Origin of the sequence: Azospirillum sp. (assembly GCF_035628975.1) — a bacterium.
Taxonomy (GTDB): domain Bacteria; phylum Pseudomonadota; class Alphaproteobacteria; order Azospirillales; family Azospirillaceae; genus Azospirillum.
The window spans coordinates 1-20,747 of the sequence record NZ_DASPIS010000038.1; the positions used below are offsets into that span (position 1 = coordinate 1).

Genomic DNA, 20,747 nt, shown 5'->3' on the forward strand with positions numbered 1-20,747 from the left:
GCCGAGAAGGTGCTGATCTCCGCTCCGGCCACCGACGAGGACATCACCGTCGTCTACGGCGTCAACCACGACAAGCTGACGGCCGAGCACCGAATCGTCTCCAACGCGTCGTGCACCACCAACTGCCTGGCGCCGGTCGCTCATGTCCTCCACAACCTGGTGGGCATCGAGAAGGGCTTCATGACCACGATCCACTCCTACACGGGTGACCAGCGGATCGTCGACACCAACCACAAGGACCTGCACCGCGCCCGCGCGGCGGCCCTGAACATGATCCCGACCTCGACCGGCGCCGCCAAGGCCGTCGGCAAGGTGCTGCCGGAGCTGAAGGGCAAGCTGGACGGCACCGCCATGCGCGTTCCGACCCCGAACGTCTCGGTCGTCGACTTCAAGTTCACGTCCAAGCGCGCCACCTCGGTGGAGGAGATCACCAAGGCGATCAGCGATGCCGCCAACGGCTCGCTCAAGGGCGTGCTGGCCGCCTACACCGAAGATCTGGTGTCGACCGACTTCAACCACGACCCGAACAGCTCGATCTTCGCGCTGAACGAGACCAAGGTCATCGACGGCAACTTCGTCCGCATCATGACCTGGTACGACAACGAGTGGGGCTTCTCCAACCGCATGAGCGACACCGCCGTCGCCATGGCGAACGCCAAGTAAGCCTCGCCGGACCAAGAAAAGGGCGCCTTCCGCAAGGGAGGCGCCTTTTTTGTTGTGCGGGGGCTGAGTGCCCCCTCCCCATCCCTCCCCCGCTTTCAGCGGACCTACGGTCCGCCTGTCGCGTCAGCACAAAGCGTAGCTTTGTGCGAGAGCTTCGCGGGAGAGGGGGCAGGATGCTTGCAGAGATTTCGCAACGGAGCGGCGGCAGTCCCCTCTCCCTCGAAGAGGGGGAGGGTTAGGGAGGGGGCAATTGCAAGGCGCCCCCCTCTCCCCTCACGCCGCCCGCACCGTCGCCAGGAAGGTCCCGACCTGGGCGTTCAGCCCGGCGGCCTCCTCGGACAGCTTGCCCAGCGCCTCCACCAGTTCACGGGCGGTGCGGCCGCTCTCGTCCGATGCGGCGGTGACGCCGGAGATGCTCGACGACACCTCCCCCGTTCCGGCCGCGGCCTGCTGGACCGAGCGGGAGATCTCCGCGGTGGCGGCGTTCTGCTGGTCCACCGCGGCGGAAATCGTCGTGGCGATGGCGCTCAGCCGCTCGATGACGGCGGACACCTTCTGGATCTCCGTCACCGCCAGACCGGTCACCGACTGGATGCCGTTCATCTGGCCGCCGATCTCGTCGGTCGCCTTCGCCGTCTGGTTGGCCAGCGCCTTCACCTCGCTGGCGACCACCGCGAAGCCCTTGCCCGCCTCCCCCGCACGCGCCGCCTCGATGGTGGCGTTGAGCGCCAGCAGGTTGGTCTGGCCGGCGATGGAGTTGATCAGCCCGACCACGGTGCCGATTCGGTCCACCGCCTCGGCCAGGCTGCCGATGCGGCCCGTCGCCTCCTGCGCCATGCCGACGGCCTCGTTGGCGACGCGGCTGGCCTCCGACACCTGATGGCCGATCTCGACGATGGAACTGGACAGCTGTTCCGACGCGGCGGCCACGGTCTGCACGTTGGCGGCGGTGCCGTCGCTGGCGCTGGCCACCAGCCCGGCGAGCTGGCTGGTCTGTTCGGCCGCGTGCGACATCGCCCGCACCTTCTGCCCCAGCGCATCGGTGGTGGTGGAGACCGAGCGGATCATGCCGCCCACCGTCCCTTCGAATCGGGCTGCCAGCCGGTCCATCGCCTGCCGCTTGTCCTCCTCGGCCCGGCGGGCGGCCTCGGCCTGCTCGGCCTCCAGGCGCCGGCTCGCCTCGGCGTTCAGCTTGAACACCTCCACGGCGCGGCCCATGTCGCCCAGCTCGTCGCCGCTGCCGGTCTCGGGAACGGCGGCCGACAGGTTGCCGTCGGCGAGGCTGCGCATGCTGTCGGACAGGCGGCGGATGCGGCGGCTGATGGAGTTGCCAACCAGCGCGATCAGCGCCACCACCGGCAGCGCCAGCCCGCCGACAATGGCCGCCATGGTCCACAGGCTGCGCATGAAGCGGGCGTCCAGGTCGTCGATGTAGACGCCGGTGCCGATGATCACCTGCCACGGCTCGAACATCTTGACGTAGCTGAGCTTGGGCAGCGGCTGGTCGCCACCGGCCTTGGGATAGCTGTAGCCGACGAAGCCCTCGCCCTTGTTGCGGGCGGTGTCGACCATCTCGCGGGAGAAGAAGACGCCGTTGGCATCCTTCATGTCACGCTGGTCCTTGCCGATCACGTCGGGACGGACCGGGTGGATGACCGCCTGATAGCCGGTGCCGAGGACGAAGAGATAGTCCTTGCCGTTGTAGAACATCGTGTTGATGTTCGCCTTGAACCGCTCGAACGCCTGCTCGCGGGTCAGGCGTCCGGCCTTCACCTCGGCATCGTAGCCGGCGGCGAGCCCATGGGCGGTCTGCACGACGGAGCGCAGCGTCTCCTTGCGGTCCTCCAGCGTGCTGCGCTGGTTCAGCCACAGCGCCGAGGCGGCGAGCGCGATGCAGATGGCGCCAGCCAGCCCGACCAGAGCCCAAAGCTTCGTCCGCAGGGTCAGTTTCAGTCCGCTCATAGGCAATCCCCCTTTAACTTTTGGGGAGATATGAGCAAGTGCAATGCCAGTTCGGCAAGAGGAACATACCCATGCATCTCAACGCATGCGCGCAATCCCCGCCCGCAGTTTGAATGCCAAAATGCCAAGTTGCCGGATCGGCGCAGGCAATCGGCATCGCATTTTGCGAATCTTCAGCCCGCCTTCACCTTCGTCACCCCGGCCGCCCGCCCCAGGCATTCGGCGATCCAGGCCGACAGGCTCTTGCCCTCTCGCGCGGCGCAATCGGCGATGGCCCGGTGCAGGATGGGGTTGATGCGGATGGCGAGGCGGCCGGAAAAGGGCTGCTCTCCATCCCCGCCCATGTCGCAGGAAAGGTCGAGATAATCGTCCACCGCACGGCGGAAGGACTCGCGCAGTTCGTCCACAGACCGGCCGGAAAAGGTGATGCCGTCGTGGGTGTTGATGACCTCGCCGACGAAGACGCCCGCTTCGTTGTCGAAGTCGATCTGGGCCTTGTAACCCTTGTATTCCATCATCGCGGCATTCCCGGGGGATCAATTCCCATGAAACGGACCCGGCGCGCTGGCACCCTGTCCCCAGAGATTGGGTCCGATGTGACCGACCATACTCCGGGACCGCGATCATAGGGTTTGACCTGCCTCAATTCTCTCAACCGCAAGATCACGCCCGACCGGATCTCCGATTCGCCCGTTCCCGCCGCTTCCCGTCGTGGCTAGAGTGCGCCGCCCTCCCCCGCCGCCGCCCTCCCCCGCTGCCGCAATGCGCCGATGACCGCCCCTCCGCCAATCCACCCCATCCTGATTCGCGGCCCGGACGACGCGCTGGCCGCCGCCGCCGCCGCCGACTCGATCGGGAAGCCTCTCGTGCTGATGGCCCCGCCCGCGGCCGGCGCCCTGTGGCTGCGCGGGGTGGTGGAGCGGGTCCGCAAGGCTCACCCGGGGCTGGAGGTCGCCGGCCTGCTCGATTGCGGCGACCGCGCCGGCGAGGCGCAGGGGGCGCTGGCGGCCGGGCTGCGGCTGGTCCTGTTCACCGGCCGACCCGACATGGCGGGCCGGCTGGCTGCCATCGCCGCCGCGCGCGGCGCGGCGCTGCTAACCCGCCGCCCGCCCGCCCTCGACCTCGCCGCACAATCCTCCGCCGAAGGTCGGGGCCGGCACCGCGGCCCATCGCTGGAGGCCCTATGCCGCGGTTGGCTGGCACGCGACCAAGGTTAGGGCGGGACTACCGCTTTTTCGCACAGCCTCGCCGCGCAAAGGTGGTGTACCGTCGCGTTAGGATATTTTTGTGACACGACACCCTCCCTCCGATGCCGGATGACCCGCCCATGAGCATCACCTCGCTGACCACGCCGGACCAGACGATCGCGCAACCTCGCCGTCCGGGGCACGCCGCAAGCGGCCGGCCGGCGGACCGAAGCGGGCTGGGGGCCACCGGTCCCGGCGCCGGGCCGGAGAAGATGCGCGGCATCCGCCTGCTGGCGGTCTGGATCGGATTGACGGCGGGCGCCTGGGCGGTGCTGGGCGGCGCCGGCTATGGGTTGTACATCGCACTGCACACCCTTCTGCCCTAACTCCTTGGTGAATGCCGCACCCACCATGCGGGACCGGCCACTCCGCATGCCCTAGGCCGTTCAGACGTGGCAAATGGCCGCTTTATGCCCCTCCCGCCGTTGCAAAACGGCCGAATACGGGCTAATACGGCGCCATTCCAAGAATGCCCCAGGGAAGAGCCACAATGAAGCTCACGCGCCGCGTCAAAGACATTCTCGCCAACTACGAGAGCGACAATCCCGGCACCAAGGCGAACCTCGCCCGCATCCTGATGGAAGGCAAGCTCGGCGGCACCGGCAAGCTGGTGATCCTGCCGGTCGACCAGGGCTTCGAGCACGGGCCCGCCCGCAGCTTCGGCCCGAACGATGCCGGTTACGACCCGCACTACCACTACCAGCTGGCCATCGACGCGGGCTGCAACGCCTACGCCGCCCCCCTGGGCTCGCTGGAAGCCGGCGCCGGCACCTTCGCCGGCTCGATCCCGCTGATCCTGAAGATGAACAGCGCCAACTCGCTGTCCACCCAGAAGGAAGCGGCCGACCAGGCCGTCACCGCCTCGGTCCAGGACGCCCTGCGCCTCGGCTGCTCGGCCATCGGCTTCACCATCTATCCCGGCTCCGACGCCATGTACTCCCAGTACGAGGAGTTCCGCGAGCTGTCGAAGGAGGCGAAGTCCTACGGCCTCGCCACCGTGCTGTGGTCCTACCCGCGCGGCGGCGCCGTCACCAAGGACGGCGAGCTGGCCATCGACGTGATCGGCTATGCCGCCCACATGGCCGCTCTGCTGGGCGCCCACATCATCAAGGTGAAGCTGCCGTCGGCCACGCTGGAGCAGGCCGAAGCCAAGAAGATCTACGAGTCCAAGAACATCCCGATCGCCACCCAGGCGGAGCGGGTGAAGCACATCATGCAGTGCACCTTCAACGGTCGCCGCATCGTGGTCTTCTCCGGCGGCGCCACCAAGGGCGAGGACGCGGTGTTCGAGGATGCCCGCGCCATCCGTGACGGCGGCGGCAACGGCTCGATCATCGGCCGCAACGCCTTCCAGCGCCCGCGCGAGGATGCCCTCAAGCTGCTCGACCGGATCATGAAGATCTACCAGGGCCGGGAGTAACACTTGGCCAAGGGAAAGCCGGCGCAGGCGGAACCTCCCGCCTGCCGTCTGTACCTCGTGACGCCGCCGGCCCTGGAGCCGGCGGCGTTCGCGCCGCTTCTTCGGGAAGCGCTGGATGCCGGCGACGTCGCCTGCGTGCAGCTGCGCCTCAAGGACTGTTCCGAGGACGACATCCGTCGCGCCTGCGACCTGCTGCGCCCGATCGCGCAGGAGCGTGACGTGGCCTTCATCCTCAACGACCATCCGCGCCTCGCGCGGGAGACCGGCTGCGACGGCGTCCATGTCGGTCAGCAGGACACCCCCTATCGAGACGCCCGCAAGATCATGGGCAACGACGCCATCGTCGGCGTCACCTGCCATGACAGCCGCCATCTTGCCATGATCGCCGGCGAGGAGGGGGCGGACTACGTCGCCTTCGGCGCCTTCTTCCCCACCGCCACCAAGACGGCCGAGTACAAGGCGGAGCCGGAACTGCTGAGCTGGTGGTCGGAGCTGATGGAGGTCCCCTGCGTGGCCATCGGCGGCATCACCGCCGAGAACTGCGCGCCGCTGGTCACGGCCGGCGCCGATTTCCTGGCCGTCGTCAACGCCGTCTGGGGCCACCCCCAGGGTCCGGGCGCCGGGGTCCGGGCGCTGAACGCCGCCATCGAGGCTTCCACCGGGGCCGCACTCGCCGGCTGAGCTGGACGATTGCCCGGCCGATTACCTGGACTTCCCCAAAATCATGGATCTTCTGACGCCCGAGTCGCTGGGCATCCTGTTCGCCGTCGGCCTGCTGGCCGGCTTCGTCGACTCGATCGCCGGCGGCGGCGGCCTGCTGACAATCCCCGCTCTGCTGGCGTCGGGCATGTCGCCGGCAGAGGCGCTGGCCACCAACAAGCTGCAGTCCAGCTTCGGGTCGCTGTCCGCCACCATCAAATTCGTCCGCCGCGGCGAGGTCAATCCGGCGGCGATGCGCACGATGATCGTCTGTACCTTCATCGGCGCCGCCATCGGCGCCACGCTGGTGCAGATGCTCGACGCCAGCTTCCTGCGCGACGTCATCCCGGTCCTGCTGATCGGCATCGCCATCTATCTGCTGCTGTCGCCCAAGGCCGGCGACGTCGATGCCCACCAGCGCATCGGCGAGCATGCCTTCGCGCTCAGCATCGGCACCGGCATCGGCTTCTACGACGGCTTCTTCGGGCCGGGCACCGGCACCTTCTTCGCCATCGCCTTCGTCTCGCTGCTGGGTCACAACCTGCGCAAGGCGACCGCCCACACCAAGGTGCTGAACCTGACCAGCAACGTCGCCTCGCTGCTGTTCTTCATCGTCGGCGGCCATGTGCTGTGGACGGTGGGGCTGCTGATGGGGGTCGCGCAATACGTCGGCGCCCAGCTCGGCGCCCACATGGTGATCCGCAACGGCGCCCGAGTCGTCCGTCCGATGCTGGTCGTCGCCTCCATCGTCATCACCGCCAAGCTGGTGTGGAGCGACGAGCACAACATCCTGCGCGAGATCTTCGCGGCCGCGGTCGCCTGGATCGCCTGACGCGCCGCGCTTCGCCGACGCTTTTTCCCACTGAGATCACTGGATAATTCCGCCGCCTGACGGCGCCACGGCCGGAGCCCCCTCTCCCGCCGGTGGTGCCGCCTTGCGGCTATTTCCCTTTGCCGACTTCCGCTTCCGATGCAGGGCCGCAACACTGCTTGTGCAGCCAACAAAAAGTGGTGGGCGGCTCTTTACGTAAGCGTCAGTTTGTGTATCATTGCGTCAACAACACAATTTGGGGAAGGAACCATGTCTCCGATGACGCTCAAGACACGCCTGATGACCGCCGCTGCCGCCCTTGCGGTGACCGCACCGATCGCGACCGCCTCCACGTCGTTCGCCGCCGGTTTCGCGTTGAAGGAGCAGAGCGTATCGGGCCAGGGCACCGCCTTTGCCGGCGTGACCGCCGGCGGCAACGGCGACGCCAGCTCCATGTATTACAATCCGGCGACCATGGGTCTGGTCACTGGGATCGAGGCGGTGCAGACCGCCACCGGCGTCATCGTGAAGTCGAAGGTCGAGAGCGCCAGCGCCACGCGCGCCCGGCGGCTGGGCGGCACCTCGATCAGCGGCAACGCCTCGCCCGGCGACATCGCGCAGGACGCCATCGTCCCGGCCGGCTATTTCGTCTATTCAATCAACGACGACCTGAAGGTCGGCCTGTCGGCCAACGGCCCCTGGGGCCTCGTCACCGATTACGGCGACAGCTGGATCGGCCGCTATCACGGCATCCGGTCGGACCTGCGCACCTATAATTTCGTGCCGACGGTGTCGTACCGGATCAATCCGATGATCACCATCGGCGGCGGCGTGCAGATCCAGTACGCCAAGGCCAAGCTGTCGCAGTCGTCCGACTTCGGCGCCAGCCGGCTGGGGCGTCCGGGCTCGCTGGACGTCAAGAGCGACGTGACCGGTGACGATTGGGGCTGGGGTGTCTCGCTGGGCGCCTTGATCGAACCGATGAAGGGCACGCGCATCGGCATCGGCTACCGGTCGGCGGTCAAGCACACGCTGACCGGCAACATCTCCTTCACCGGCCTGCCGCCGGCGCTGGCCGGCGCCCTGCCCTCCCAGAGCGCCAACGCCGACCTGATCACGCCGGAAATCGCCTCCATCGGCCTGTACCACGAGGTGAACGACCGCTGGGCGGTGATGGCCGACGTGCAGTGGACCAACTGGTCGCGCTTCAAGGAACTGCGCGTCAACATCGCCAACCCGACGCTCACCTCGGTCACGGAAGAGCACTGGAAGGACACTTGGTACTATGCGCTGGGCACCTCCTACAAGGTGACCGACAAGCTGACGCTGCGCGGCGGCATCGCCTTCGACAAGAGTGCGGTCGACGTCGAATTTCGCACGCCCCGCATTCCGGAGCAGAACCGTTACTGGCTGTCGGTGGGCGCCGGTTATCAGGTGACCGACAGCCTGCGCGTCGACGCCGCCTACTCCCATGTCTTCGTGCCGAAGGCTTCGGTCAACCTGACCGACGACCTGACCGGTCCCGAAGCCGGCCGCGGCAACCTGACCGCGGAGTACAAGAACGGCATCGACCTGATCGGCCTGCAGGCGAAGTTCACGTTCTGAGGTTGGTACCCTCCCCACCCAAGGATCCCCTCTCCCCCCCGCTTTCGCGCAAACGAAGTTTGCGCTGTCGCGGCAGGCGGACCAAAGGTCCGCTGAGAGCGGGGAGAGGGTTAGGGTGAGGGGGTCGCGCGGCGAGGATCTTCAAGAGCCGCGCGACTCCCGTTTCCTTTCGAATCCACGCTTTGCATCCCCCTCACCCCGACCCTCTCCCGGGACGGGAGAGGGGGATACCCCAACCTTCCTCACACCCCCGCCACCGGCAGCCACAGCACCTGCTCAATGCTCTCGGCCCCGCTGCACAGCATCGCCAGCCGGTCGAAGCCCATGGCGATCCCGCTGCTCTGCGGCATGCCATGCTCCAGCGCCGCGAGGAAATCCTCGTCCACCGGGAAGCGTTCGCCGTACAGCCGCTCCTTCAACTCCATGTCGGCCTCGAAGCGGGCCCGCTGCACCGCCGGATCGGTCAACTCGCCGAAGGCGTTCGCCAGTTCCAGGCCGCAGGCATACAGCTCGAACCGTTCGGCCAGCCGCGGATCCTCCGGCTTCGGCCGCGACAGCGCCGCCATGCACAGCGGATAGTCGGTCAGCACGCAGGGAACGCCGTCGCCCAGATGCGGTTCGATCCGGTCGAACATGATGCGGAAGACGATGTCCTCCCAGCGGTCGCCGTGATGGGGGGCGATGCCGATGCGTGCGGCCTCCGCCGCCAGCGCCGCCGGATCGGGATCGTGGCTGCCGTCATAGGCCGCCATCAGGTCGATGCCCGCATATTCCCGAAACGCCTCCGGTACGGTCAGCACCCGCCAGACGCCGAAGGGATCGCAGGTCATGCCGCGGAACGTGAAGCTCCGCCGCCCGCCGGCTTCCGCCCCGGCCCGCAGCAGCTCCTGGCAATCCTCGATCAGGCTGCGGTAGCCGTCGCCCGCCCGATACCATTCCAGCATGGAGAATTCCGGCGCGTGGGTGCCCGACCGTTCGCCGTTGCGGTAGACATGCGCCAGCTGCCACAGCCGCGGTACGCCCGCGACCAGCAGCTTCTTCATGGCGAATTCGGGACTGGTGTGCAGGTACAGCGGCCGGCGGTCGTCCGGATGGGGACCCTGCAGTTCGGTGGCGAAGGCCCGGAGATGCGGTTCCATCCCAGGCGACACCTGCAGGGCGGGCGTGTCCACCTCCACGAAGGCAAGCTCCTCGAACACGCGGCGGACGGCGTTCAGAACCCGGCCGCGCGCCGCCAGATAGGGCCGGCGCCGGGCCAGCGCCTCGGGGTGCCAGGGGGGAAGCTCGGGGGATCGGTGGGCGGGCATGCGGCGCGCTCTTCTGCAAAGTCGAAAGGGGTGCCGGTGCATCAGAGCACCCACGGGCGGCGTACTCAAGCCGGCTCGCCATTGGTCACAGCCGCCGGCCCTGCCCCCCAGTTTTGCCGCCCCCGCTTACCGCCGGGGGCCGCACCGTGGTAAACTCCGCCCATCGCCGGCCAGCCGTGGCGATCGGGACGAATGGAACAGTGAACAGGGGCGGCAAAACCGTTTCAAACGTCGCATCGCTGGAAAAATTCTAAACTGGCCGCGCCGATTCGCTGAAGAATCATCTGCGAATCGCCCGGATCGCCCGCCGTTACCGTTCCGCGCCGTTGCCTATGGGCGGTCAAGCTGGTAGGGTCCGCGCCGCCCTGATTCTGGAATTCACGAGTACGCCATGAAGGTCAATGCCAACACGATGCGCCCCGGCCATGTGCTGGAGCACAACGGTAAGCTCTGGGTCATCACCAAAACCGCCATCGTGCAGCCTGGCAAGGGCGGCGCCTTCATCCAGCTGGAAATGAAGGACGTTCGCACCGGCAACAAGTCGATCGAGCGGTTCCGCACCCAGGAGACCGTTGAGCGCGCTCGCCTGGACGAGCATGAGATGACCTTCCTCTTCGCCGAAGGTGACAGCTTCACCTTCATGGACAAGGAAAGCTTCGAGCAGGTCGCCATCCCGCGCGACATCATCGGCGAGCCGGCCGTCTTCCTGCAGGACGGCATGGAAGTCACGGTGCAGAGCCATGAAGGCTCGCCGCTGGGCGTCGAGATCCCCGGCAAGGTCACGCTGCTGATCACCGAATCCGACCCGGTGGTGAAGGGCCAGACGGCCTCTTCCTCCTACAAGCCGGCCAAGCTGGAGAACGGCGTGTCGATCCTGGTTCCGCCGCACATCGAGGCCGGGACCCGCGTCGTCGTCGACACCGCCACCGGCGAGTATGTCGAGCGCGCGAAGGACTGATCCTTCCCAGGTCGGTTCTGCCATCACCGGTCTTCGCCATGCGCGGAGGCCGGTGTATTGTTTTCTGGTTCCTGCATAAAACGGTACACCAACACCCATGGCCACCCGCTCCGCTCTCATCAACGTCATGGTCCGCGCCGCCGAAAAGGCTGCCCGGGGTCTCGTCCGCGACTTCGGCGAGGTCGAACACCTTCAGGTGTCGCGCAAGGGGCCGGCCGACTTCGTGTCCGCCGCCGACCTGAAGGCCGAACGCACCCTGCGCGAGGAACTGCAGAAGGCGCGTCCCGAATTCGGCTTCCTGATGGAGGAGAGCGGCGCGTCCAAGGGCAGCGACGCCGAGGCGCGCTGGATCGTCGATCCGCTCGACGGCACCACCAACTTCCTGCACGGCCTGCCGCACTGGGCGATCTCCATCGCCGCCGAGCGCAACGGCGAGATCGTCGCCGGCGTCATCTACGCCCCCATCGGCGACCAGCTGTTCTGGGCCGAGAAGGGTGCCGGCGCCTTCGTCAACCACACCCGCCTGCGCGTCTCCGAACGGCGCCGTCTGGAGGACTGCGTTCTGGCCACCGGCATCCCCTTCAAGGGCCGGGGCGACCACGCCGCCTTCCTGAAGGAACAGGAAGCGGTGATGAAGGAAGTCGCGGGCATTCGCCGCTTCGGCGCTGCTTCGCTCGACCTCGCCTATACCGCCGCGGGCCGATTCGACGCCTACTGGGAGCGCGGGTTGGCTCCGTGGGACTGTGCGGCCGGCGTGCTGATGGTCACCGAGGCTGGCGGCTTCGTCGGCGAGATCGAGGGTGGCCGCAACCCGGTCTTCACCGGCAATGTACTGGCCGCCAACAGCCACCTCCAAGTCCCGGTCGCCCGCCTGCTGAAGTCCGCCAAGGGCTGAGCCCTTCCCCCGCACCGGCCCGCCCGCCCTGCCCCACACCGGGGCGGGACGGATGAGCGGTTGTCGCTGGTGCGATCGATAGGCTATGGTTTGCAAGACAAGGGTTTAACGGGACGCATCGTTTTGGGCCGCTGGGGACACGCCGACCGCAAACACCGTGCCGTCGCCGCCGCGCTGTGCGCGGCCTGGGCGCTGCATCCTGCCGCCCTGTCGGCCGCAGCACCGGCGAATGCGGCTCCGGCGAACGCACAGATCGCCGCCGGGCTGACGCTGGAAAACGCGGTTCCGCTGTCCGTGCCGCCCCGCCCCAACCTGCGCACCCCGCCGGCAGTCAAGGCGCCGCCGCGCCTCGTCCTGCCGCAGCCGATCGAAGCACCTCCCCCGCCGGAGATGACCGAAGGCCCGGCCCAGCCGCCGGCCTCTCAGCCGGCAGCGCCGTCCGCCCCGGCCGTCGCCACCGCGCCGACGCAGGCAGTCCCCGCACCGATGCCCGGAACCGAGCCGGCCTCTCCGCGGACCGACACCGCGGCGCTGCCCCCTCCCCCGGAAGCGGCACCTCCTGCGGCGACGCTGCCACCTTCGAGCGTTTTGAGCCTTGTGTTCCCGGCCGACACCACCAATTTGCCGGATACCGCGGACGCAACGGTCGATCGGATCGTCGAACGGCTGCGCGCCAGCGACACCGCCCGTCTGCAGCTCCGCTCCTACGCCAGCGGCACCGCGGACACGGCGCGTGAGGCGCGGCAGCGGTCGCTCGCCCGGGCGCTGGCCCTGCGCGAGCGGCTGACCGCCTTCGGCATCCGCAGCAGCCGGGTTGATGTCCGCGCGCTGGGCCTCGACGAGGCCGGCGGAACGCCGGACCGGATCGATGTTGTCTTCTTGAACGAGTAGCGCTCCACCCGTGGGCCCACCCGTGGGCGAGGTCTGATCGGAACACCCCTTCGGAGCATCATGACCGCCACAACCCCGACGACCCGACCGCTGGAGGTATCCTCCCTCATGACACGCCCGGAGCGGTTCCTGACCCGGATGATCCTGTTCCTGGTGGTGGTCGGTGCCGTGTGCGGACTGCTGTTCCCGGCCTTGCGCGCCGCCTTCCTCAACAACGCGCCGTTGAACGGCGTCATCCTGGCGACGCTGCTCGCCGGCATCGCCTTCATCTTCCGCCAAGTCCTGATGCTGCGCCCCGAAGTGGCGTGGCTGGAACAGTATCAGAGCGGCGTCGCTCCCGCCTCGCTGCAGGAGCCGGTGCTGCTGGCCCCGATGGCCCGCATGCTGGGCGAGCGGCGCGGCCGGCTGACCCTGTCGGCGCTGTCGATGCGCTCGCTGCTGGACGGCATCGCCTCACGCCTGGACGAATCGCGGGAACTGTCGCGCTACCTGATCGGGCTGCTGATCTTCCTCGGGCTGCTCGGCACCTTCTGGGGCCTGCTGCACACGGTGCAGTCGGTGGGCGGCGTCATCGGCAGCCTGTCGGTGCAGGGCGGAGACGTCGGCACCATGTTCTCCCATCTGCAGCAGGGGCTGGAAGCGCCGCTGGTCGGCATGGGAACGGCCTTCTCCTCGTCGCTGTTCGGCCTTGCCGGGTCGCTGGTGCTGGGTTTCCTGGAACTCCAGGCCAGCCAGGCACACAACCGCTTCTTCCAGGATCTCGAGGATTGGCTGTCCAGCGCCACCCGGCTGTCGAGCGGTGCGGCCGGCGGCCTCGAGTCGGGTGATCACTCGGCCTCGGCCTACCTGACTGCCCTGCTGGAGCAGACCGCTGAGAATCTCGACTCCCTCCAGCGCACCGTCGCCACTGCCGAGGAAGGCCGGCGCGCCGCCAACGCCAACCTGATGGCGCTGACCGAACGGCTGTCGAGCCTCACCGACCATATGCGGGCCGAACAGCAGCTTCTCCTGCGGCTGGGCGAAAACCAGCTGGAGGTGAGAAGCCTGCTCGACCGGCTGGCGGAAACCGCCGGGGGCGGCTTCGACGACGCCTCGCGCCAGCATCTGCGCAACATGGACATCTACCTCGCCCGCATCGTCGAGGAATCCTCCAACGGCCGCGTCCAGGCGGTGCAGGAGATCCGCAGCGAGATCAAGCTGCTGGCCCGCACCATCGCCGCCCTGGCCGAAGAAGCCGACCAGCAGCAGCGCTGACACCCAGAATCCCCCAAGGCCAACGCCGGGAGCCCCCATGGCCAGCATCAGCCGCCGCAACGGCCATCGCGACGCCAGCGCCTGGCCCGGCTGGGTCGACGCCCTGTCGTCCCTGGTGATGGTCGTCATCTTCCTGCTGATGGTCTTCATCGTCACCCAGTTCTACCTCGCCACCGCGCTGACCGGCCGTGACGAACAGCTGACCGTGCTCAACCGCAAGATCGCGGAGATGAACGACCTGCTGGCGATGGAGCGGGAGGCGAACGCCGACCTGCGCATCAACATCACCCAGCTGTCGACCGAGCTGCAGACCTCCGTCGCCGCGCGCGACGACATGACCCTGTCGCTGAGCCAACTGCAGGAGGACCGCGACCGCACCGCCCGCACGCTGGAGGAATTGCAGCGCAACGTCCGTGTCGACCGCGAGACGCTGGACCTGAAGCTGAAGGAAATCCTCAGCCTGCAGGCCGACATTAAGGCCCTGCGCGATGCCCGGCAGAAGCTGGAGGGCGAACTGGCCGCCGCCGCTGCTGCCGCCAAGCTGACCGAACAGCAGCGCCAGGCCCTGCTGGCGGAACTCGGCACCACCCGTGACCGGGCGAAGGCGCTGGAGTCCGAACTGGCCTCCGCCGCAGAGAAGACGATGCTGGCGCAGAAGGAAATCGACCAGCGCGACATCCGGCTGAAGTCGCTCGAATCGCAGCTGACCGACAACCAAACCCAGACCCGGAAGGATCTGGAGCAGCGCGACATCCGCATCCGCGACCTGATGGCCTCACTGACCGGCGAGCAGGCCGAGGGCACCCGGAGCAAGCAGCAGATCGACCTGCTGAACCAGCAGCTTCTGGCGCTCCGCGAACAGCTGGCCCGCATCGGGGCGGCGCTGGAGGTGTCGGAGAAGGCGTCGGCCGAACAGAAGGTGCAGATCGCGGAATTGGGGGCGCGTCTCAATCAGGCGCTCGCCGCCAAGGTTCAGGACCTCGCCCGCTACCGATCGGAGTTCTTCGGCCGGGTCCGCGAGGCGCTGGGCAGCCGGCCGGACGTGCGGATCGTCGGCGACCGCTTCGTCTTCCAGTCGGAACTGCTGTTCCCCTCGGGCTCAGCGACCCTTGAGGAGGCCGGCAAGCAGCGGTTGGCCGATCTTGCCCGCACGCTGATCGAGATCGGCAAGGCGATCCCGTCCGACATCAACTGGGTCCTGCGGGTGGACGGCCACACCGACATCAAGCCGGTGCGCTTCCAGTTCGCCTCCAACTGGGAACTGTCGTCGGCACGCGCGCTGTCGGTGGTGAGATTCCTGATCGACCAGGGCATCCCGGCGGAACGGCTGGCAGCCGCCGCCTTCGGCGAATTCCAGCCCATCGACCCCGGCAGCTCGGACGAGGCGCTGGCGAAGAACCGCCGCATCGAGATCAAGCTGGACCAGCGATAAGGACCGGAGGGGTCAGCCTTTCCATTCCTCGCGCAGGATGGCGTAGAGGACATGGTCGCGCCATGCGCCGTCGATGCGCAGATAGCCGCGGGCATAGCCTTCGTGGCTGAAGCCGACCTTTTCCAGCAGGCCGCGGCTCGGCAGGTTGGTCGGCAGGCAGGCGGCCTCGACCCGGTGCAGTCCGAGTTGGCCGAACGCGAATTCCAGGACCAGCCGGGTACCGCCCGACACATAGCCGTTGCGGGCGTAGGGCTGGCCGGCCCAATAGCCGAGCGTCCCCATCTGGGCGACGCCGCGCCGGATGTTGGTGAGGCCGAGCCCGCCGACCAGCGCATCGGTTCCCCGGTCGAAGATCAGGAAGCTGTAACCGAGATCGTCCCGCCACTCCTGCGCCTGCCGCCGCAACCGACGCGAGAAAGCGGTCCGCGTCAGGGCGTCGGCCGGCCAAGTGGGTTCCCACGGCGTGAGGAAGTCGCGCGAGGCGGCGCGGAGGTCCGCCCATTCCCGCCAGTCGCGCGGCAGCGGCGGCCGGATGTAGCAATGCGGACCGTCGAGCCGGACCGCGGGCGGGCTGATGAGGCCGCTGCCGAGGAGGCGGATCATGATTGCGGCCCCTCTCCCACCTTTGTATCCCCTCTCCCCCCCAATCTCGCGCAAACTTCGTTTGCGCTGACGCGGCAGGCGGACCTTCGGTCCGCCGAAAGCGGGGAGAGGGTTAGGGTGAGGGGGATCCGCTGGCTGGACGGTCCACGCGATGCATCCCCCTCACCCCGACCCTCTCCCCGGGGGGGAGAGGGGGAACAGCCCGGGGGCAGAGGGGAGGCGGCCACCGTCTTCATCGTCAGGCGAGACGCTCCGCGATGCGGTCGTAGCTTTCCAGCTTGGCGATCGGGCCGAGGGCGGCGACGGTCGGGCGGCTGGCTCGCAGGCGGCCGGCGGCCTTGACCACGGCGTCGCGATCGACACCGTCGATCTTCGCGACGATCTCCTCCACCGGAACCGGGCGGTCGTAGATCAGCATCTGCTGGCCCAACTGTTCGCAGCGCGACATGGTGCTTTCCAGCGCCATCAGCGTCCCGGCCTTCAGCTGGGCGCGGGCGCGGGCGACCTCGTCCTCGGTGACGTCGGCGCCGACCTTGGCGATCTCGTCGCAGACGACCGGGACCAGTTCCGCCACCTCGTCCTCGCCGGTGCCGGCATAGACGCCGAACAGGCCGCCGTCATGATAGCCGCCGGTGAAGGTGTAGATGGAATAGACCAGCCCGCGCTTCTCCCGCACCTCCTGGAACAGCCGGGACGACATGCCGCCGCCCAGCAGGGTGGACAGCACCGAATGGGCGTAGAAGTCGGGATCGTGCACCCCTACCCCGTCGAATCCCAGCACAAGGTGCATCTGCTCCAGGTCGCGGTCCTCGCGGAAGTCGCCGCCGGCATAGCGGGCCGACTCCGGCTTGGGCGGGGCGCCGCTCGGCAGGTCGCCGAATGCCTTGAATGCGAGATCGACCATGCGGTCATGCTCGATCCGGCCGGCGGCGCTCAGCACCATGCCGGGGGCGCCGTAATGGCCGGCGATGTAGTCGACCAGCGCTTCGCGCGGCAGGGCGCCGACGATCTCGGCGGAGCCCAGCACCGGACGGCCGATGGCCTGCCCCGGATAGGCGGTGGACTGGAAATGGTCGAAGATGATGTCGTCGGGCGTGTCGGCGCTCTGGCCGATCTCCTGCAACACCACAGTGCGCTCGCGCACCAGCTCCTCGGCGTCCAGCGTGGAGTGCTGGATCATGTCGGACAGGATGTCGAGCGCCAGCGGCGCATCCTCGTGCAGGACCTTGGCGTAATAGGCCGTCTGCTCGCGGGTGGTGTAGGCGTTCAGCTGCCCGCCGACATTCTCGATCTCTTCGGAGATGCGGAAGGCCGAACGGCGCCGGGTGCCCTTGAACAGCATATGCTCGACGAGGTGGGCGACGCCGTTGACGCTCGCCGCCTCGTTGCGGGTGCCAACCCCGACCCAGCAGCCGAGCGAAACGGACTGCACGTCGGGCATGGTGTCGGTCGCGACGCGAAGCCCGTTGGGCAACGTCGTCACACGAATGGAACTCATGCGGCCTCCTGGGCGGCGCGGGCGCGCGCGATGACGAAGTCCTGGACCGCCGCCAGATCGTTCGGCAGTTCGGACAGGCGCTCCTCGCGCACATAAAGATCGGACAGACGCGGCGGCAGGTCCGGCCGGCGGCCGGTCGCCTTTTCCACCGCATCGGGGAACTTGGCGGGATGGGCGGTGGCGAGAACCACCATGGGAACGGACGGATCGACCCGGCCGGCCGCGACCGCGGCCTTGGCCGCTCCGATGCCGACCGCCGTGTGCGGGTCGAGCAGATAGAGGCTGCCCTTCCAGGTGTCGGCGATGGTCGCCATGGTGGCGGCCTCGTCCACCCGGTGGCCGGAGAAGATGTCCAGCGCGCGGGCGAGCTGGGCGTCGGTCACCGCGAACTTGCCCTCGGTGCGGAAGCGGTTCAGCGCCTCCGTCACCGCGGTGCCGTCGCGGTCGAGCAGGTCGAACAGCAGCCGTTCGAAGTTGGAAGAGATCTGGATGTCCATGCTGGGAGACAAGGTAGGCACGACGGGCGCCGCGACCATGCTCCCACTGGCGAAAAAGCGCGCCAGGATGTCGTTGCTGTTGGACCCCACCACCAGCGTCTCCACCGGCAGCCCCATGGCGCGGGCGCCATAGGCGGCATAGACGTTGCCGAAATTGCCGGTCGGCACGGTGAAGGCCAGCTTGCGATCTGGGGCGCCCAGCGCCACCGCGGCGGTGAAGTAATAGACGATCTGGGCCATGATGCGCGCCCAGTTGATCGAGTTCACCGCCGACAGCCCCATCCGGTCGCGGAAGGCGCCGTCGTTGAACATGGCCTTCACGAGGTCCTGGCAATCGTCGAAGGTGCCGTCCAGCGCGATGTTGTGGACGTTGGACGACAGCACGCTGGTCATCTGCCGGCGCTGCACCTCGGACGTGCGGCCCTTGGGATGCAGGATGAAGATGTCGACGTTCCGGCGGTCGCGGCAGGCCTCGATGGCGGCGGAGCCGGTGTCGCCGGAGGTGGCGCCGACGATGGTCACCCGCTGCCCGCGCTTGGCCAGCACATGGTCGAACAGGCGGCCGAGCAGTTGCAGCGCCACGTCCTTGAATGCCAGCGTCGGACCGTGAAACAGCTCCAGCACCCAGGTGGTCGGATCGACCTGCACCAGCGGGGTCACCGCGGCATGGTCGAAGCTGGCATAGGCGTCGCGGACGATGGCGCGGAACTCGTCCTCCGCAATGGCGCCGCCCAGGAAGGGCAGCATCACGCGGACGGCGATCTCGCTGTAGGGCAGACCGCGCATGGCGCGGATGTCGTCGGCCGTGAATTGCGGCCAGGTCTCCGGCACATAGAGGCCGCCGTCGCGCGCCAGCCCGGCAAGAAGGACGTCCTCGAAACCCAAGACCGGGGCCGCGCCCCGCGTGCTGACGTACCGCACCGCTTACACTCCGTCCGATGAAGTGGGCATAGTTAGCGAGGTGCCCGCCCGCACGCAAGCGATGCGGGACGCACGGCCCATATTCCGTCCGGTTGGGGCGCCCGGTGAGAACCGATGGAACGTTTGGAACGCCGTGAAACGGTTTTCCGGGGGCTGTTCAGTGTTCCATCCGGGACGGCGCCTCTCACGCGGCCTCCTCCACAGCCCCGTCCGTCATCTCATCGGCCGTACGCCGCCGCACCAGGGAAGCGGCGCGTTCCAGCACCTCCGGCCCCGCACCGGGGCGGTGAGCGTTCTCGGCGATGTGGCGGCGGTAGGCGCGGGCGCCGGGCAGCCCCTGGAACAGGCCCAGCATGTGGCGGGTAATGGAGGACAGCGGCGTGCCGCGGGCCATGCGCGCCTCGATGTAGGGCAGCATCGCCTCGATCACCGCATGGCGGTCGGGGCCGGGTTGTCCGTCCATCAGGCGGTGGTCGGCATCGGCCAGCAGATAGGGGGTCTCGTAGGCGGCGCGGCCGATCATCACGCTGTCGACCTTGCCGAGATGCAGCGAAGCCTCGTCCAGAGTCTTGATCCCGCCATTGATGGCGATGGTCAGCTGCGGATATTCCGCCTTCAGCCGGTGGACGAGGTCGTAGCGCAGCGGCGGGATGTCCCGGTTCTCCTTGGGGCTGAGGCCCTTCAGCCAGGCCTTGCGGGCATGGACGATGAAGTGGCTGCAGCCGGCGGCGGAGACGGTGCGGATGAAATGGTCGAGCGTCGGCCATTCCTCCATCTCGTCGATGGCGATGCGCGACTTGACGGTGACGGGGATCGACACGGCATCGCGCATGGCGCCGACCAGCCGAGCCACCAGATCGGGTTCCGCCATCAGGCAGGCGCCGAAGCGGCCGGACTGCACGCGGTCGCTGGGGCAGCCGACATTGAGGTTCACCTCGTCATAGCCCCACTCTTCCGCGATGCGGGCGCAGGAGGCGAGGTCGGCCGGGTCGGAGCCGCCGAGTTGGAGCGCCACCGGATGTTCCGCCGCGTCGAAGCCGAGCAGCCGCTCGCGGTCGCCATGCAGCACGGCGCCCGTGGTCACCATCTCGGTGTAAAGCAGCGTGGAGCGCGACAACAGACGGTGGAAGTACCGGCAATGCCGGTCGGTCCAGTCCATCATCGGGGCGACGCTGAGGGGGATGGCGGGGGACGTGGTCATGTCGGGTGCGGGCCGGTGCAGAGGAACGGAAGGTCGAAGACGGAAGATACGGCGCTAAGGGCTGACGGTCAGGCGGAGGCCGAGGGACTTGATGACCTTCAGGACGGTGGCAAATTCCGGATTGCCGTCCGGCGACAGAGCCTTATAGAGGCTTTGGCGGCCGAGGCCGGCATTGCGCGCGACCTCCGTCATCCCTTTGGCCCGGGCGATGTCGCCAAGCGCCGCGACGATCAGTTGAGGATCGCCGTCTTCCAGCACCGCGTCCAGATAGGCGGCAATGCGCTCGTCGCTGTCCAGGCTGTCGACGATGTCCCACTGACGGGTCTCTGTTCGGGCCATGCTCCCCTCCTTTATCGGGCCGCAGGTCTAAAGGTCCCGTGCCAGCGCGATGGCGGCGGCAATGTCGCGGTCCCGGGACCGCTTGTCTCCACCGTCCAGCAGCACGATCAGCGTGTCGCCACGCTGGATGAAATAGACGCGGTAACCGGGGCCATAGTCGATGCACAGTTCACTGACGCCTTCGCCCACCGGCTTCGTGTCACCAGGATTGCCGAGTTGAAGGCGACGAATGCGCACTTCGATCCGCATGCGAGCCCGATCGTCCCGCAAGCTCTCTATCCAGGCAGCGAAGCGGTCGGTCTGGCGGATCTCGATCATCGGAGAATGTCTTCTTTGGGAGACAGTTTGTCAAGCCACCAGCCCAAAACGACTAAGCCCCGCACAAGGCGGGGCTTAAGTCATTAACCGAGAGAGTGGCGTCCCCGACGGGAGTCGAACCCGTGTCGCCGCCGTGAAAGGGCGGTGTCCTAGGCCTCTAGACGACGGGGACGTCGTTCGCGGTGACGCGCTTTCTAAAGATCGGCGGCGGTGAGCGCAAGCGCTT

Annotated in this window: 21 protein-coding genes and 1 tRNA gene; 12 read left to right on the forward strand and 10 right to left on the reverse strand. The window is 67.9% G+C overall.

Features of this window, described 5'->3' with window-relative positions; translation table 11 throughout:
* The coding region (locus VD964_RS08430) for a type I glyceraldehyde-3-phosphate dehydrogenase (RefSeq protein ID WP_324867509.1) at positions 1 to 663 on the forward strand (663 nt) is incomplete at its 5' end.
* Positions 664 to 936: 273 nt separating this feature from the next.
* Here VD964_RS08430 and VD964_RS08435 read toward each other — a convergent pair.
* Entirely contained in the window at positions 937 to 2,625 is a 1,689-nt protein-coding gene (locus tag VD964_RS08435) for a methyl-accepting chemotaxis protein (RefSeq protein ID WP_324867511.1), read from the reverse strand.
* A 173-nt stretch (positions 2,626 to 2,798) separates the two neighbouring features.
* Positions 2,799 to 3,143, reverse strand: coding sequence for a type II toxin-antitoxin system HicB family antitoxin (locus VD964_RS08440; protein ID WP_324867513.1), 345 nt, complete (start codon positions 3,141 to 3,143; stop codon positions 2,799 to 2,801).
* A gap of 252 nt (positions 3,144 to 3,395) precedes the next feature.
* On the opposite strand from VD964_RS08440, the gene VD964_RS08445 reads away from it, so the two are divergent.
* The 6 genes from VD964_RS08445 (at position 3,396) to VD964_RS08470 (ending at position 8,407) form a co-directional block, all read left to right on the forward strand.
* Positions 3,396 to 3,842 carry a hypothetical protein gene (locus tag VD964_RS08445; protein WP_324867515.1) on the forward strand — a complete coding sequence of 149 codons (447 nt, stop codon included), beginning with the start codon at positions 3,396 to 3,398 and terminating at the stop codon, positions 3,840 to 3,842.
* A gap of 110 nt (positions 3,843 to 3,952) precedes the next feature.
* Positions 3,953 to 4,198 carry a hypothetical protein gene (locus VD964_RS08450; RefSeq protein ID WP_324867517.1) on the forward strand — a complete coding sequence of 82 codons (246 nt, stop codon included), beginning with the start codon at positions 3,953 to 3,955 and terminating at the stop codon, positions 4,196 to 4,198.
* A gap of 164 nt (positions 4,199 to 4,362) precedes the next feature.
* A complete protein-coding gene (locus tag VD964_RS08455) occupies positions 4,363 to 5,292 on the forward strand; it encodes a class I fructose-bisphosphate aldolase (protein ID WP_324867519.1) in 930 nt (309 codons plus the stop codon).
* A 3-nt stretch (positions 5,293 to 5,295) separates the two neighbouring features.
* Complete coding sequence (gene thiE / locus VD964_RS08460; protein WP_324867521.1) at positions 5,296 to 5,973, forward strand: thiamine phosphate synthase; 678 nt, start codon at positions 5,296 to 5,298, stop codon at positions 5,971 to 5,973.
* 43 nt (positions 5,974 to 6,016) lie between these two features.
* Complete coding sequence (locus VD964_RS08465; protein WP_324867523.1) at positions 6,017 to 6,823, forward strand: TSUP family transporter; 807 nt, start codon at positions 6,017 to 6,019, stop codon at positions 6,821 to 6,823.
* A gap of 258 nt (positions 6,824 to 7,081) precedes the next feature.
* Positions 7,082 to 8,407: an OmpP1/FadL family transporter gene (locus VD964_RS08470; protein ID WP_324867525.1), complete on the forward strand. Its 1,326-nt coding sequence runs from the start codon at positions 7,082 to 7,084 to the stop codon at positions 8,405 to 8,407.
* A 242-nt stretch (positions 8,408 to 8,649) separates the two neighbouring features.
* Here the strand turns inward: VD964_RS08470 and epmA are convergent, their stop codons facing one another.
* A complete protein-coding gene (gene epmA / locus VD964_RS08475; RefSeq protein WP_324867527.1) occupies positions 8,650 to 9,714 on the reverse strand; it encodes an EF-P lysine aminoacylase EpmA in 1,065 nt (354 codons plus the stop codon).
* Between the two features lie 391 nt (positions 9,715 to 10,105).
* Here epmA and efp point away from each other — a divergent pair, with 391 nt between their 5' ends.
* From efp to VD964_RS08500, 5 genes are all read left to right on the forward strand, one after another.
* A complete protein-coding gene (efp, locus tag VD964_RS08480; RefSeq protein WP_063634101.1) occupies positions 10,106 to 10,672 on the forward strand; it encodes an elongation factor P in 567 nt (188 codons plus the stop codon).
* A 97-nt stretch (positions 10,673 to 10,769) separates the two neighbouring features.
* Complete coding sequence (locus tag VD964_RS08485) at positions 10,770 to 11,567, forward strand: inositol monophosphatase family protein (protein ID WP_149223209.1); 798 nt, start codon at positions 10,770 to 10,772, stop codon at positions 11,565 to 11,567.
* Positions 11,568 to 11,690: 123 nt separating this feature from the next.
* Positions 11,691 to 12,458 carry an OmpA family protein gene (locus VD964_RS08490; protein ID WP_324867532.1) on the forward strand — a complete coding sequence of 256 codons (768 nt, stop codon included), beginning with the start codon at positions 11,691 to 11,693 and terminating at the stop codon, positions 12,456 to 12,458.
* 60 nt (positions 12,459 to 12,518) lie between these two features.
* Positions 12,519 to 13,712 (forward strand): flagellar motor protein MotA, encoded by a 1,194-nt coding sequence (locus tag VD964_RS08495; RefSeq protein ID WP_149223207.1) that lies wholly within the window; start codon positions 12,519 to 12,521, stop codon positions 13,710 to 13,712.
* 37 nt (positions 13,713 to 13,749) lie between these two features.
* Complete coding sequence (locus VD964_RS08500; protein ID WP_324867534.1) at positions 13,750 to 15,144, forward strand: peptidoglycan -binding protein; 1,395 nt, start codon at positions 13,750 to 13,752, stop codon at positions 15,142 to 15,144.
* Positions 15,145 to 15,156: 12 nt separating this feature from the next.
* Here VD964_RS08500 and VD964_RS08505 read toward each other — a convergent pair whose 3' ends face one another.
* From VD964_RS08505 to VD964_RS08535, 7 genes are all read right to left on the reverse strand, one after another.
* A complete protein-coding gene (locus tag VD964_RS08505) occupies positions 15,157 to 15,747 on the reverse strand; it encodes a GNAT family N-acetyltransferase (RefSeq protein ID WP_149223205.1) in 591 nt (196 codons plus the stop codon).
* Positions 15,748 to 15,985: 238 nt separating this feature from the next.
* Positions 15,986 to 17,245 (reverse strand): pitrilysin family protein, encoded by a 1,260-nt coding sequence (locus VD964_RS08510; protein ID WP_324867536.1) that lies wholly within the window; start codon positions 17,243 to 17,245, stop codon positions 15,986 to 15,988.
* Positions 17,242 to 18,663, reverse strand: a complete 1,422-nt coding sequence (gene thrC / locus VD964_RS08515; protein ID WP_324867538.1) for a threonine synthase — start codon at positions 18,661 to 18,663, stop codon at positions 17,242 to 17,244. The genes VD964_RS08510 and thrC overlap by 4 nt, the downstream gene beginning before the upstream one ends.
* A 184-nt stretch (positions 18,664 to 18,847) precedes the next feature.
* Positions 18,848 to 19,864 (reverse strand): tRNA dihydrouridine(20/20a) synthase DusA, encoded by a 1,017-nt coding sequence (gene dusA / locus VD964_RS08520; protein ID WP_324867540.1) that lies wholly within the window; start codon positions 19,862 to 19,864, stop codon positions 18,848 to 18,850.
* A 54-nt stretch (positions 19,865 to 19,918) separates the two neighbouring features.
* The gene (locus tag VD964_RS08525; RefSeq protein WP_324867542.1) at positions 19,919 to 20,203 is read right to left on the reverse strand and encodes an addiction module antidote protein; all 285 of its coding nucleotides are present in this window, start codon (positions 20,201 to 20,203) and stop codon (positions 19,919 to 19,921) included.
* Positions 20,204 to 20,230: 27 nt separating this feature from the next.
* Positions 20,231 to 20,521 carry a type II toxin-antitoxin system RelE/ParE family toxin gene (locus tag VD964_RS08530; RefSeq protein WP_324867544.1) on the reverse strand — a complete coding sequence of 97 codons (291 nt, stop codon included), beginning with the start codon at positions 20,519 to 20,521 and terminating at the stop codon, positions 20,231 to 20,233.
* Positions 20,522 to 20,617: 96 nt separating this feature from the next.
* A tRNA-Glu gene (locus VD964_RS08535) sits at positions 20,618 to 20,693 on the reverse strand.
* Between the last annotated feature and the right edge of the window lie 54 nt (positions 20,694 to 20,747).